At 61.5% G+C, this 13,652-nt stretch carries 16 protein-coding genes; 4 read left to right on the forward strand and 12 right to left on the reverse strand.

All coding sequences use genetic code 11. From position 1 onward, the window contains the following. Positions 1 to 10: 10 nt before the first annotated feature. Complete coding sequence (locus ABIE32_RS00240; RefSeq protein ID WP_429012640.1) at positions 11 to 1,198, forward strand: NAD(P)/FAD-dependent oxidoreductase; 1,188 nt, start codon at positions 11 to 13, stop codon at positions 1,196 to 1,198. 175 nt (positions 1,199 to 1,373) lie between these two features. Continuing rightward, complete coding sequence (locus tag ABIE32_RS00245; RefSeq protein WP_429012643.1) at positions 1,374 to 2,327, forward strand: EamA family transporter; 954 nt, start codon at positions 1,374 to 1,376, stop codon at positions 2,325 to 2,327. Between the two features lie 86 nt (positions 2,328 to 2,413). On the opposite strand, the gene ABIE32_RS00250 is transcribed toward ABIE32_RS00245, so the two are convergent. The 3 genes from ABIE32_RS00250 to pyrF form a co-directional block, all read right to left on the reverse strand. Beyond that, positions 2,414 to 3,400: a Bug family tripartite tricarboxylate transporter substrate binding protein gene (locus tag ABIE32_RS00250; protein WP_429012646.1), complete on the reverse strand. Its 987-nt coding sequence runs from the start codon at positions 3,398 to 3,400 to the stop codon at positions 2,414 to 2,416. Positions 3,401 to 3,510: 110 nt separating this feature from the next. Next, positions 3,511 to 4,053, reverse strand: coding sequence for a helix-turn-helix domain-containing protein (locus ABIE32_RS00255; RefSeq protein WP_429012648.1), 543 nt, complete (start codon positions 4,051 to 4,053; stop codon positions 3,511 to 3,513). Positions 4,054 to 4,166: 113 nt separating this feature from the next. Then, entirely contained in the window at positions 4,167 to 4,988 is an 822-nt protein-coding gene (pyrF, locus tag ABIE32_RS00260) for an orotidine-5'-phosphate decarboxylase (protein ID WP_429012650.1), read from the reverse strand. 83 nt (positions 4,989 to 5,071) lie between these two features. On the opposite strand from pyrF, the gene ABIE32_RS00265 reads away from it, so the two are divergent. Further along, the gene (locus tag ABIE32_RS00265; RefSeq protein WP_429012652.1) at positions 5,072 to 5,962 is read left to right on the forward strand and encodes a DMT family transporter; all 891 of its coding nucleotides are present in this window, start codon (positions 5,072 to 5,074) and stop codon (positions 5,960 to 5,962) included. A gap of 161 nt (positions 5,963 to 6,123) precedes the next feature. On the opposite strand, the gene ABIE32_RS00270 is transcribed toward ABIE32_RS00265, so the two are convergent. The 9 genes from ABIE32_RS00270 to def all read right to left on the reverse strand — a co-directional run bounded on the left by ABIE32_RS00270 (position 6,124) and on the right by def (position 12,231). After that, complete coding sequence (locus ABIE32_RS00270) at positions 6,124 to 6,696, reverse strand: FlgO family outer membrane protein (protein ID WP_429012655.1); 573 nt, start codon at positions 6,694 to 6,696, stop codon at positions 6,124 to 6,126. A gap of 2 nt (positions 6,697 to 6,698) precedes the next feature. Next, on the reverse strand, positions 6,699 to 7,349 hold the full coding sequence (locus ABIE32_RS00275; RefSeq protein WP_429012658.1) for a hypothetical protein: 651 nt from the start codon (positions 7,347 to 7,349) through the stop codon (positions 6,699 to 6,701). Positions 7,350 to 7,557: 208 nt separating this feature from the next. Beyond that, entirely contained in the window at positions 7,558 to 8,751 is a 1,194-nt protein-coding gene (locus tag ABIE32_RS00280; RefSeq protein ID WP_429012660.1) for a phosphoglycerate kinase, read from the reverse strand. Continuing rightward, positions 8,748 to 8,927: a hypothetical protein gene (locus tag ABIE32_RS00285; RefSeq protein WP_429012662.1), complete on the reverse strand. Its 180-nt coding sequence runs from the start codon at positions 8,925 to 8,927 to the stop codon at positions 8,748 to 8,750. Before ABIE32_RS00285 ends, ABIE32_RS00280 begins: the two co-directional genes overlap by 4 nt. Before the next feature lie 18 nt (positions 8,928 to 8,945). After that, a complete protein-coding gene (locus tag ABIE32_RS00290) occupies positions 8,946 to 9,290 on the reverse strand; it encodes an AzlD domain-containing protein (protein ID WP_429012665.1) in 345 nt (114 codons plus the stop codon). After that, the gene (locus ABIE32_RS00295) at positions 9,287 to 10,111 is read right to left on the reverse strand and encodes an AzlC family ABC transporter permease (protein ID WP_184704354.1); all 825 of its coding nucleotides are present in this window, start codon (positions 10,109 to 10,111) and stop codon (positions 9,287 to 9,289) included. Before ABIE32_RS00295 ends, ABIE32_RS00290 begins: the two co-directional genes overlap by 4 nt. Continuing rightward, positions 10,108 to 11,094, reverse strand: a complete 987-nt coding sequence (gene fmt, locus ABIE32_RS00300; protein WP_429012668.1) for a methionyl-tRNA formyltransferase — start codon at positions 11,092 to 11,094, stop codon at positions 10,108 to 10,110. The genes ABIE32_RS00295 and fmt overlap by 4 nt, the downstream gene beginning before the upstream one ends. A 65-nt stretch (positions 11,095 to 11,159) precedes the next feature. Continuing rightward, positions 11,160 to 11,708, reverse strand: a complete 549-nt coding sequence (locus ABIE32_RS00305; protein ID WP_429012671.1) for a hypothetical protein — start codon at positions 11,706 to 11,708, stop codon at positions 11,160 to 11,162. A gap of 1 nt (position 11,709) precedes the next feature. Continuing rightward, entirely contained in the window at positions 11,710 to 12,231 is a 522-nt protein-coding gene (gene def / locus ABIE32_RS00310; RefSeq protein WP_224150577.1) for a peptide deformylase, read from the reverse strand. A 172-nt stretch (positions 12,232 to 12,403) separates the two neighbouring features. Here def and ABIE32_RS00315 point away from each other — a divergent pair, with 172 nt between their 5' ends. After that, positions 12,404 to 13,630, forward strand: coding sequence for a LysM peptidoglycan-binding domain-containing protein (locus ABIE32_RS00315; protein ID WP_429012674.1), 1,227 nt, complete (start codon positions 12,404 to 12,406; stop codon positions 13,628 to 13,630). Positions 13,631 to 13,652: the final 22 nt, after the last annotated feature.

The raw sequence follows: 13,652 nt of genomic DNA on the forward strand, positions 1-13,652 counted from the left end.
CATGGTGATCATGGACCAACACCTCAGTTCCCCTTCTGCCGCATCCAATTCCCTATCCGATTCCATCTGGGATTTCATCGTCATCGGTGCCGGCATGGCTGGCAGTTCCACCGCCTGGCAATTGGCAGAGCGCGCATCCGTGCTGGTGCTGGAGCGTGAATCGCAGCCCGGCTACCACACCACGGGTCGTTCTGCCGCGCTGTTTGAAGAGCATTACGGCCCCGCCCAGGTGCAGGCGCTGACACGCGCCAGCCGCATGTTTTACGAGCAGCCGCCAGCAGACTTTGCCGAGCAGCCCTTGGTGAGCCCGCGCGGCGTACTGTATGTGGCGAGCAACGACCAACTGCCGCAGCTGCGCAAGGAGTTTCAGAACGCACAGCTGCATTCCCCCCACGCCCGCTGGCTGGATACCACGGCCCTCAAGGCCCTGCTGCCTGCGCTGAACACCGAAGTACTGGTGGCCGGTTTTACCGACGATGGCGCCCGCGACCTCGATGTTCATGGCCTGCACCAAGGCTTCTTGCGCGGTCTGCGCCAGCGCGGCGGCCAGCTGTGGACCGATGCAGGCGTGCAGGCACTGCAATGGAATGCCCAGGCACAGCGCTGGACCGTACAACTGGCCGATGGCCGCAGCGCACAGGCGCGCCACATCGTCAACGCCGCCGGCGCCTGGGCCGATGAGATGGGCCGTCTGGCAGGCGCCGCACCCATTGGCCTCACACCCAAGCGGCGCAGCGCATTCACCTTTGCCATGCCCGATGGCATGGACGGCCATGCCTGGCCGGCGGTGATCGATATCGATGAGCAGTGGTACTTCAAACCAGATGCAGGCCAGTTGCTCGGCTCTCCCGCGAATGCGGATGCGACTACGCCGCACGATGTGCAGCCAGAAGAGCTGGACATTGCCATTGGCATTGACCGCATCATGCAGGCCACGCAGTTCGACATACGCCGCCCCAAGCACACCTGGGCAGGCTTGCGCAGCTTTGTGGCAGACGGAGAAATGGTGATCGGCTGGGATACCCAGGCGCCACAGTTCCTGTGGGTGGCCGCGCAGGGCGGCTACGGCATCCAGAGTGCGTACGGCTATTCGCTGTTGGCACGCAATCTGGCACTGAACGAGCCGCTTGCCCCCGTGCTGCAGCAGCAAAGCGTGCAGCCAGCTGCACTGTCGCCACAGCGCCTGCAGACGCCGTAAAGACTGAAAAGCAGTAAACCCAGCAGGGCCGGTTACCCTGAGGCATGGGTGAGTCGACAGCGGTTGCAGGCTGAAGATTGGGGGCGCCACTTTTGATAGCAATACCGCAGTGCCAGCAAGGTGCTGCACCCAACTCTACACTGGGCCAAAACAGCACAACAACAGCTCTGCCGCCATGTCTCCCTCTTCTTCGTCGTCGCCCCCGTTCAGCCCCCGGGATTTGATGCTCGCCATGGCCGTCGTTGTGATCTGGGGGGTGAATTTTGTGGTGATGAAATGGGGGCTGCGCAGCCTCACGCCTTTTGAACTGGGCGCCATGCGCTATATCTGCGCGGCGTTTCCGCTGGTGCTGTTCATCAAGCCGCCCAAGGTGCACTGGCGCTGGGTGGTGCTGTTTGGCCTGCTACAGGGCGTGGGGCAGTTCGGCTTTCTGTTCACGGCGCTCAAAGTCGGCATGACGGCGTCGCTGGCAAGCGTGATTCTGCAGACCCAGGTGTTTTTGACAGCGGTATGGACCTGGGTGCTGTTGCGTGGCAAACCCGCACGCCCTTTGGTGGCAGGCATGTGCATTGCCGCACTGGGCCTGGGCTGCCTGCTGATCAATGAGCTGCGCAGCAACGGCACGGGCGGCACCACGCTGGCGGGCCTGCTGCTGGTACTGTGTGCGGCCACCTCGTGGTCCTGCTCGAACGTGGTGGTGCGCCTCGCGCAAAAAGAAAACGCCAGCTACGACCCGATCGCCTTCATCACCTGGGGCAGCCTGATGCCCATCATTCCGTTCATCGCGCTCTCGGCCTGGCTGGACGACGGCGATATTGGCAGGTGGACACAGTTGCAGACCTGGCAGCAGATTCCGCTGCTGGCGTGGGCGTCCATTGCCTACCTGGGCTGGATTGCAACCACCATCGGCTACGGGCTGTGGACACAGCTGATCCAGCGCTACTCCGCCAATCGCGTGGCGCCCTTCAGCCTGTGTGTACCGGTGATTGGCCTGTCCACCGGCATGCTGATGCTGGATGAAAAGGTGACACCCTGGCAGTGGGCTGGCGCCGTGCTGGTGGTGCTGGCACTGGTGGTAGTGATCTGGGGTGGACGGCTGGTGGAGGCTGCGCGCAGGGAGCGTCTATAAAACAGCCTCCTGCGCTGGATCATAAAAGCGCAATTTGCCATTTATTTTATAGCAAAATGGTGCGTTATCAGCCCCACACCTTTCCGTCACTCTTCAATGTTGGCGGCGTCGACAATCTTCTTGTATTTGGCGACTTCCGTCTTCAGGAAGACTGTCATATCGACCTTGGGCGATGCCAGCACGTTGCCGGTTGCCTCCATCTTGGCGCGGAAGGCAGGCGACTGCAGGGTGTCGTTCAGTGCAGTCTTGAGTTTGGCAGTCACCGCTGCAGGCAGCTTGGCGGGTCCCATCAGCGCAAACCAGCTGTTGATATCCACATGCTTGAACTGCGGGTTCTCGGCCAGGGCCGGGATATCCGGCGTCACGCTGGAGCGTTTCGCCTCGGTAGTGCCCAGTGCCACCACCTTGCCCGCCTTGATGTGCGGCAGGCCCGATGAGAGCACGAATACGCCGAATTCGAGGTTGTTGCCCACCAGATCGTTCGTCAGCGGCGCCACGCCCTTGTAGGGCACATGGATCATGTCCAGGCCGCCACTTTGCTTGACCATTTCACCGGCCAGGTGCAAGGCGGTGCCGACACCAGAGCTGCCATAGCTGTACTTACCCGGATTCGTCGCCACCAGCTGAATGAAATCATTCGCGTTCTTGACGCCGGTGGAATGGGATGCGACCAAGACCATGGGTTGGGTGGCCACCAGGCCGATCGGCGCAAAATCCTTGAACACATCGTATTTGACGGCTTTGTTGATCAACGGCGCAATCGCCATCTCGTTATTGGCCGACACCAGCAGGGTGTAGCCATCTGCCGTGGCCTTGGCCACCTTCTGCGCCCCAATTGCGCCACCAGCCCCGCCCAGGTTCTCGATCACGACCGGCTGTTTCAATCGCTCGGACAGCTCGGTCGCCACAAGACGACCCACCAGATCGGTACTGCCGCCAGGCGGGTAGCCGACCACGATGGTGATGGGTTTGCTGGGATAGTTGTCTGCTGCCAGCGCCGGGATCGCCAGCGTGCCGAGCGCCACAGCGCAGAAAACCGGCATCATGTGCCGGCGCTTCAAAAAGTTATGCATGGTTTCATCCTTGTGCGGCGCAGACACCGGGAAGTGCCGCACCAGCCATGCCCCATTGTGCCCACAAAGGAGAAGCAGACCAATCCAAAAGATTGATCACACGCTACACACTATAGCGGCCGGTTCAATCGCTTTTCCACCTGGCGGCGTTCCCAATCCGAGCCGAGAAACGGCACCCACTGGAACAGCCTGTTGGCTTGCAACAGCAACGCCAAGCCCCAGCCGAATGCGGGCCACACCACCCACCAGTAATGGCGCTGTGTGAATGCGTTGACCAGGGCCAGTACGGCGATGACAACGACATATAGCATCAGTTGCCGGTAAAAGCGGCCCAGTTTACGCACATGGCGCATCGCCAGCCATTCTTCTTGCGCGCGCTGCTGGTCGCTTGCAGTGGTCATTGGCGCGGGGGCTTGCGGGAAAGCGTTGTCAGCGTCTGGGCTGCCCGTTGTCTGTTCGGATGCATGCATGGCCGGAACTCCTCGTAATTGCTGAAAGTCCACCTCAAAGACGGACGCCAGCGATTTCCAGGTCTCGACCGTGGCACCACTGCCTTGCTCGATACGTTGAATGGTTCGCACGCTCAGGCCACTCAGTTCGGCCAGTTGTTGTTGGGACCACCCTCGTTGCAAACGCAGTTTTTGAACCAGCATGTCATTTCTCCTGAAACATCGCCACTGCAATGTGCCAAGTTTCCGTGTGCTGCACCACGCCAGCAGGCCGCCATCCGCACGACAGAGAGCCGACAGGCACTGGACAGTGCCCCTCAGTCCACTGCGTTCAGCATATCCCGCGTTTGCTGCGCAGCCAGACGCGCCGCCTGCGCGAAGTCGTCGCCCTGAGATGCGTACAGAACCGCACGCGAGGAATTGATGACGATGGGGCCGCCCCCGATCCGCGCTGCCTTGACCGTGGCCACGGCATCGCCGCCCTGCGCGCCCACGCCAGGAATCAGCAAGGGCAGCGACGGTGCAAGCGCACGCACGCGCTCGATTTCCTGCGGGCGCGTGGCGCCCACCACCAGGCCGAGCTGGCCATTGGTGTTCCACGGGCCCTGGGCCAGTTGGGCCACATGCTCGAACATCCGGGGGTTGCCGGGCACATCGGCCAGCACCTGGGCCTGCAGGTCATCTCCCCCCGGGTTGGAGGTGCGGCACAGCAGGAAGGCGCCCTTGCCTTCGTATTTCAGATAGGGCGTGATGGAGTCAAAACCCATGAAAGGCGACAACGTCACCGCATCGGCGCCATAGCGCTCAAAGGCTTCCTTGGCGTATTGCTCGGCGGTCGATCCGATGTCGCCGCGCTTGGCGTCAAGAATCACCGGAACATGGGGTGCAACCGCACGCATGTGCGCCATCAGCTTTTCCAGCTGGTCCTCGGCGCGATGGGCCGCAAAGTACGCAATCTGCGGTTTGAAGCTGTTGACCAGGTCGTGGGTGGCATCCACGATGGCGGCACAGAAATCATAGATTCTGGACGCATCGCCCTTCATGGCCCCGGGAAAGCGGCTGGGTTCAGGATCCAGGCCCACGCACAGCATGGAGTTGTTTTGGGTGGCTGCGGCGCGCAGCTGGTCGATGAATGGCATGACCTGTATTGTAAAAGGCCGCCCTCGATGGGTTTTGCGCAGCTGACTGTGCCATGCGGGGATTGCAGTTACCATCGCTGCCCATGCCTACCCTGTCGCGAAAACAACTGATTACATTGACGCTGTTGACCCTGGTCTGGGGCCTGAACTGGCCGGTGATGAAGCTGGGCGTGCAGCATTTCCCTCCGCTGGCTTTCCGCGCCAGCTCCATGCTCATCGGTCTGCCCCTGCTGGCGGTCTTGCTGGTGGTGCTGAAGACGCCCTTCAAGGTGGAGCGCCGCTACTGGGCGCGCCTATTGGTGCTCGGCCTTTTCAACATGGTGCTGTGGCACACCTTGATCATCATTGCCATCCCCTTGCTGCCCAGCGGGCGGGCCGCCATTCTAGGCTATACCATGCCCATTTTTTCAGCAGCCATTGGCGCCCTGTTCTTCAGCGATCGCCTGCCAGCGCGCGCCTGGGCTGGCGTCGCAGCCGCAGCAGGCGGCGTGTTGCTGCTGCTGTGGAACGAGATGGACAAGCTGGGAGGCAAACCCACGGGTGTGGCGCTGATGCTGGTGGCTGCCGGCAGCTGGGCGCTGGGCACGCAGTTGCTGCGGCGCACCACGATCCCGGCACCGACACTGACGCTGGCTTTCTGGATGACCGTGGAAACCACCCTCTGCCTGTGCGTGCTGACCACGGTGCTGGAACGCCCGCAGTGGCATGCCCCCGATGCAATGGCCTGGGGCGCCATTCTTTTCAATGCCATCCTGGTGATCGGCTTTGCGCAGGTGGCCTGGTTCTTTCTGGTGCGCACCCTGCCACCATTGGCCTCCACATTGAGCGTGATGATGATCCCGGTACTGGGGGTCTTCAGCGGCGCGTGGTGGCTGGAGGAAGTTCTGCACTGGCAGGACTGGACGGCTGTGGCCCTGATGGTGGTGGCCATTGCCTCGGTACTGTGGCCGAGCAAAGGCAGATCCAAGGTGTAGCGGCCTTGGCATGTTCGAGCGCTTGTCACTGGGCATCGCTGGTGACCGGGCAGCGTGGGTTCGAAAACCGGATTTCCCCGTCTCTCATCCACCATAAAAAAGCGCACTATCATTTTGATAGTGCGCTGTGCTTTTCAGAGGGGCGAGAGCCCCGTTCTGCCTTAGCGAGGTGCGTTCACCAGACGGGTCACGTCGCGGTCATTTGGCAGTGCGTAGTCGTAACCCGCGAGGATGCGGCTGTCTTCGGTGCGCACGAGCTTGAGGCTGACGTAGGTGAAGTTGGCCGCAGGCGAGTAGGTACCCACCACCACCATCGAGGCGTTCTGGCTACGGGCAATGTCACGCATTTCGCGCGACAGCATCAGCTCGCCAGTGCCTTCACGCACATACAGATCGGTGCGCAGCTTGACTTCCTTGACGTGGAAGCCACGTGCAGCCATCTGGTTGGCGTAGATCTCGGACAGCGTGCGACCCAATGGGGCCGACGCACTGGTGTTGTTCACGTTCACCACGGTGGCCACCAGCACAGGGCCCGTGCCCACGGCTTGAGGCACCACGGTGGCCGTCAGCTTGTTGATGGCGTCCTGGCTGCTGGCCAGGAAATTGTTGGCATCTGCAGCCTGGTAGGTAGGCTCGGTGCGAACCGTGCTCACCGGCTGGGCAGGAACGCCCCAGCTGGTGCAGCCTGCCAATACGGCGGCAGATGCGAGAGCTGCAATGGAAGTCAGTCGCATCATCATTTGTTCACCACCTTCATGTTCACGGCACGATAGGCTTCGGTCTTGGCGAACTGGCCGACGGAGGCATTGTCCACATAGTACACATTGGACTTGCGCGCCACGTACTGGCCTTGGCGCAGCACGGTCGAGGTCAGCAGCACTTCCGAGTAAGCTGGTGTGCCAGCGGCGGTGACGGGCTGGTAATCGGCGTCGCCAATGGTGGCACCAAAGCCGTAGTGACCATTGCGGTTGTAGCCATCCGGCGCTTCGGGGCTGTAGCCGCCGACATGCTGCAGATTGTGGTGCACGATCTTGGCATCGTAGTTCAGCTCAAGCTGCTGACCAGGGGTGTTGTAGACCGAGGCGCCATGCTGCACCAGCTTGGTCACCACCAGATCGTGGAACACCGCATCAAACGCGCTAGCATTCTGCGGCAGGGCCACATACAGCGGCGTCTTGGCATTGAGGCCATTGCGCTCCAGAGTCGCCATGGTTTCTGCCACCACGTCGCTGGCCATCAGGTCCCAGTGGCCCGCAGCACGCACCTTCATCTGGGTTGGTTGCGCATAGTTTGCGCCGTATGGAACGGGAGCTTCTACCGCGCAGCCCGTCAATGCGAGCACAGCGCCAGCCAGCGCTGCAGCTCCAATGGTCTTTTTCAATGCCATGTTTTCCCTCCTCGGAATTGGAATGTGGGCGAGCCGATGCCCGTCCATGCTTGGTTCCATTGTTGTAGATGTGATGGCGCAAAGACAAGGAAAACGATCCAAAGTGCGAGCACAACGAAGCATTTTGTTGTTTTTGCTCACACTTTAGTGTTTACTCCTTGCAAGCGCTCCGGCCAGGGCGCGCCGTGAGCCACCACGCGGGTCGCCTTCAGCCGTTGGCGCGCTTTTCCAGGATCTCGAACGCTGGCAGTGTCTTGCCCTCCAGCACTTCAAGGAAAGCACCGCCGCCGGTCGAGATATAGCCGATCTTGTCTTCAATGCCGTATTTGGCAATTGCTGCCAACGTGTCGCCGCCACCGGCAATGCTGAAAGCAGGCGACTCGGCAATGGCCGCTGCAATGGTTTTGGTGCCGCCGGCAAACTGGTCGAACTCGAATACGCCGACCGGGCCGTTCCAGACGATGGTGCCCGCCTGCTTGAGCTGCTCAGCCAACCTGGCCGCCGTCTCGGGGCCAATGTCCAGGATCATGTCATCGTCGGCCACATCGGTCGCCTTCTTGACCGTGGCGGGCGCATCGGCGGCAAAGGTCTTGGCCACCACTACATCAGTCGGGATGGGCACATTGGCGCCGCGCGCTGCCATGGCATCGATTACCGCCTTGGCTTCACCCACCAGATCAGCTTCGGCCAGCGACTTGCCGATCTTCAGGCCAGCAGCCAGCATGAAGGTGTTGGCGATGCCGCCGCCCACGATGAGTTGGTCCACATTGTTGGACAGTGATTGCAGAATGGTCAGCTTGGTCGATACCTTGGAGCCCGCAACAATGGCCGCCAGCGGGCGTTTGGGGTTGGCCAGCGCCTTGCTGATGGCATCGATCTCGGCAGACAGCAGCGGGCCTGCACAGGCAACCGATGCGTACTCGGCAATACCGTAGGTGGTGCCTTCGGCGCGGTGGGCGGTGCCAAAGGCATCGTTCACATAGATATCGCAGAGTTTGGCCATCTTCTGCGCCAGCTCGGGAACATTCTTTTTCTCGCCCTTGTTGACGCGGCAGTTTTCCAGCAGCACGACCTGGCCGGGCTGCACCTCAACGCCATCGACCCAGTTGGCAACCAGCGGAACATCGCGGCCCAGCAGTTCGGCCATGCGTTTGGCTACGGGGGCGAGCGAGTCTTCGGGCTTGAATTCGCCTTCGGTCGGACGGCCCAGATGGCTGGTCACCATCACGGCAGCACCCGCCTTCAGGGCCATCTCGATGGCGGGAACCGACGCACGCACGCGCGTATCTTCGGTGATGTCGCCGGCATCATTCAACGGCACATTCAGGTCGGAGCGGATGAATACGCGCTTGCCTTGCACCTTGCCCTGGGCACACAGATCGGAGAAACGGAGGATGTTCATGGAATGGTCGTCACAGAGTCAAAAAAACCGAAGGACAGCATGGCCGCTGCCGGAATTGCCGCCATTGTAGAGGCGCCATCCGTGCGGGTGCAGATGCCAGGAGAGGTCTGCGTCTCGCCAGTGATAAAGATCAAGATGGAATCGGCCGCCAGCGCCCCACTGGTATGCGCATTCACATCAAAATCAATAGCAAATCACCAGCCCAGACCAATGTGCAGGGGCAGATATACCGCCATACCGACCACGATGGTGCCCAGAATGCCGCGTTTCTTGAAGTAATAGAAGGTGGCGCAGACGAGCGCTGGAATGCGCGCATCCAGCACCGTGGTGATGAGATGCCCCTGGGTCATCAGCACCTCTGGCGCGATGACGGCGGTGAGCGCCGCCAGCGGTGCGTATTTGAGGCCACGCTTGAGCCAGTCCGGCAGCGGCAGCTCGTTTTTCGGAATCATGAAGAACGCGCGGGTAATGACGGTGATCACCGTCAGGCCGACGATGGCCGTCAGTTGGTAGAGCAGCTCCCAGTCTTCGGCGCTCATCGCACATGCTCCTCGTGCACGGGCACGGCACTGGTTCCATCGTCGGGCTGCTCCGGGCCGGGCGACGGCAGTGGCTTGCTTTTGGCCACGACAACGATTTTGGGTTTGCGCCCGCGCTGATCCACCGCTTCCACCAGAAGGCCAATCGTCACGGCGCAGGCAATTGCCACCAGGATATTGAGCTTGAGCGGAATGCCGTAGGCCGCAATGGCTGCAGTGGCGGCAATCACAGCAGAAACCTTGGTCGCGCGATCAATCAGCATGGAATACAGTACGCCCAACAGCGCCAGCACGCCAGCAAAGCCCAGGCCCCACTCAAGCGGCACCACATTGGCCAGCAGGATGCCGGCAATCGAGAAGCCTTGCCAGGCGACAAAGTTGACCGACGACGCCCCCCAGAAGTAGTACACCTGCTGGGGCTTGGGCACAGGTGCGGTATAGCGGCGCATGAAGGCCACAAAAATCACATCGCCGCTGAAATAGCCGATGCACAGCCGGTGCCATAGGGGCAGGTGCGCAAAATAGGTGCGCCACATGCTCGAGAGGATGACGAAGCGCAGGTTGACGCATGCCGCCGTGAACCACACCACCCACAGCGGCGCACCGGCCGCCAGCAGCGGCAGCACGGCCAGTTGGGCACTGCCGGCATAGACGACGAGCGACATGAAAATGGCCATCGGCGCCGAAATGCCCGCCTTGACCATGGCCACGCCTGTCACCAGCGCCCAGGCGGCAATGCCGACTGCGGTGCCGGACATATCGATCACCCCGGCACGAAAGCTCGGATGTTCGGTTGCGCGGCGCAGCTGCTGCAGGGTCATGCAGCCGCCGGTGCAGATGGATCGTCGCCCAGGATCTGGCCTGCCTGCAGTGCATGGCCACGCAAAAAGTCTGCGGCCTTCAAGCGCTTACCGCCGGGACGCTGCAACTCGGTGATGCGCAAGGCTCCGTTGCCACAGGCCACGACCACGCCTTCATCAGATACAGACAGAATCTGCCCGGGTTTCGCTTGTGGATTGCGCTCTTTGCTATCAATTTCTGCAGACCACAGCTTGACAACTTCGTCGCCGATGCGGGTGGAAGCAGCCGGGAACGGATTGAATGCACGGATGCGGCGGTCGATCTGCTCGGCGCTGTCGTCCCAGTGGATGGTGCTCTCTGCCTTCTCGATCTTGTGCGCGTAGGTGACGCCTTGCGCAGGTTGCGGCGTGCGAGCCAAGCCGCCACAGGCGCTCATCTCCAGCGCTTCCACAATCATGCGCCCGCCCAGATCGGCCAGCTTGTCGTGCAGGCTGGCGGTGGTGTCGGTATCGGTAATCTTCAGGCGCTCGATCAGGCACATGTCTCCGGTATCGAGGCCAATATCCATCTGCATGATGGTCACGCCGGTCTCAGCGTCGCCCGCCTCGATGGCGCGGTGGATGGGAGCCGCCCCGCGCCAGCGCGGCAGAAGGCTGGCATGGATATTGAGGCAGCCCTTGGCGGGCAGATCCAGCACCCACTGCGGCAGGATCAGTCCGTAGGCGGCCACCACGATCACATCGGGCTGCGCCGCCAGCAGGGCATCGCGGGCGGCTGCCGCCTCATCGGGGTATTTGCCATCCAGGCGCAGACTGTGCGGCTGGCTGACGGGAATGTGGTGGTCCAGTGCGCACTGCTTGACGGGCGATGCCTGCAATTTCATGCCACGGCCTGCCGGGCGGTCAGGCTGGGTCAGCACCAGAGGCACATCAAACCCGGCTGCCAGCAACTGCGTGAGCGCCACACGGGCGAATTCCGGCGTGCCGGCAAATACTACTTTCATGTCGTTTGGTGGTGGCGCAAGGCCCCTGTCATCGGCAGGCTTGCACAATGGCTGCAAGCCGCCTGTTAATCACGCTGGCGCGGCTCGGGCGTGGGCTCGTCCATGAACATCAGCTTTTGCACGACGCCCTGCGGATCGATATGCACATGCGCAAACCGCTTGATGTTATTGTCCCAGAAGCGGTAGGTAAAGACGCGGCCCTTGAAACTGTAAACCTGGGTGACTTCCATTGGTGGCCCGAAGTCCTGCAACAGTTGCCGCTCGGTGTACTGGCCATTGCGGATGGCGCCAAATTTCTCAGCCGTCAACACCTGTGTCGTGGACTGCAACTGGCCATCGGCCCCAAAGCGCAGTTGGAAGGCCTCGCGTCCCATGGGCTGGGTGGAGTAGAGCCAGCGCTCACCTCCATCATCGGTTTTGACCACCGAATACGGTGCACCCAGCTTGGCCTGCACCGCCTGCGCGCTGTCGCCCGGCTTGAACTGGGTGGGATAGGCACAGCCTGCAAGCAGCAACCCCGCCGCCAATACCGCCCACAGCCTGTGCAACAGGCTTGCAGGACGACAGCCCGCCCTCTGCAAGGATACGGTGCCGTGGCGCAGGGGCGTGTGCATATCAGGCTTTCGCGTCTGCCAGATCGCGCTTTTGCTGCTTGACCAGCTTGGTCTTGATGCGGTTGCGCTTGAGCGGCGAGAGGTACTCGACAAACACCTTGCCCATCAGGTGATCCATTTCGTGCTGGATGCAGATGGCCAGCAGGCCCTCGGCGTCGATCTCGCGGCTTTCGCCCTTTTCATTCAGCGCCTTGATCTTGACGGCAACCGAGCGCTCGACGCCGTCATAAATGCCGGGCACCGACAGGCAACCCTCATCGCCCATCTGCTTTTCATCGCTGGCCCAGAGAATTTCCGGGTTGATGATGACCATGGGCTGGTCGCGCTCTTCGGACACGTCGATGACGATGACACGCTCGTGCACATCAATCTGCGTGGCCGCCAGGCCAATGCCGCTGGCGTCATACATGGTGGCCAGCATGTCCTGGGTGAGCGTGCGGATACGGTCGTCCACCACTGCAACAGGTTTGGCCACCTTGTGCAGACGGGGGTCGGGATAGCAAAGAATCGGCAGAATTGTCATGGATTTGGTCTGTGAATGTCGTTATTTTCGCCACTTTTGCTCGCCAATGCCCGCCCGGCTTGCAATAATCATTGATCGATCAAGGGCTTGGCCCGAGAATCAGAGCGAATTACAAACGATTGAACGCTGGTCGGCTGCAGCCCGCCAGCGCATGTGAGGGAGTCACCCGGCAATGCCAGCATCCACGCCAACCCAGCTACTGTTCCGCCATCTGCGCGTCACCGCTGTTGCGACAGCCATCGCATCGGTCTGTCTCACCAGCCTTGCGGCAACCCCGGCATCGCAATTGCCGGTTACCGCCCAGCAACGCAGTACTGCGCAAAAAGTGGCATCGCAAGGTATTCCAGAGAGCGATCTTGCAGCCAAGGCTCCTGATACCTATGTGGTCAAGCGCGGCGACACGCTGTGGGATATCTCTCGCATGTACCTGAAGCAGCCATGGCGCTGGCCTGAGCTGTGGGGCATGAACCTCCAGACCATTGCCAATCCACACCTTATTTACCCGGGTCAAACCCTGTACCTGGAGCGCAAGGATGGCTTTGCGCGCCTGGTCACTTCGCGCAGCGGCGAGGACGAAGTCATCCGCATCTCTCCGCGCGTGCGCAGCGAAAGCCTGTCTGGCAACGCATTGCCCGCTGTGAACCAGCGCCTGATCGAAGCCTTCCTGGTAGAGCCCGAGGTACTGGGCGAGGGTGAAAGCGAAAAAGCGCCACGCCTTGTGGGCGCCACCCAGGAACGCGCCCTGCTCTCCCCCGGCGACCGGGTCTATGGGCGCTCGGCCGACAACTCGCTGGAAATGGGCCAGGAGCGCCAGTTCTACCGTGTGTTCCGCAACGCGACGCCTATGAAGGATCCGGAAACCGGCGCCATCCTGGGCTACGAAGCGCAGTACCTGGGCAAAGTCCAGTTGGTGGCAGGCGAACGCCAGGAAACCACGTTGGATGTGAAGGGCCGCCAGCACACCGACCCCGTACCGGCCTCGCTCGACGTGACTTCGGTCAAGGAAGAAATCCGCATCGGCGACAAGCTGCTGCCCATGCCGCGCCTGCAGGTGACAAGCTATGTCCCCCACGCGCCCGATGAGCACCTGCAAGGCAGCGTGGTCTCCATCTACGGCAGCAATTCAGTGGCGTACGCCGCCCGCAACAACGTGATTGCCATCAATCGTGGCCAGGCAGACGGTGTGGAATTGGGCCATGTATTTCGCCTGATGACGCGCGGCGCCCGCATCAAGGACAAGACGGATGCCGACCAGACCGTGATCAAGCTGCCGAACGAAGCCAATGGTCTGGCCATGGTGTTCCGCACCTTTGACAAGGTTTCCTACGCCTTGATTCTGGAGGCCAAGGAAGGCGTGAAGGTCGGCGATGCCCTCATCTCGCCCGACTATCGCCCCTGACAGGTATCGGCCCCCACCCCGC

It is taken from the genome of Comamonas sp. 4034, from assembly GCF_050434545.1.
In the GTDB taxonomy this organism is placed as follows: Bacteria; Pseudomonadota; Gammaproteobacteria; order Burkholderiales; family Burkholderiaceae_C; genus Comamonas; species Comamonas odontotermitis.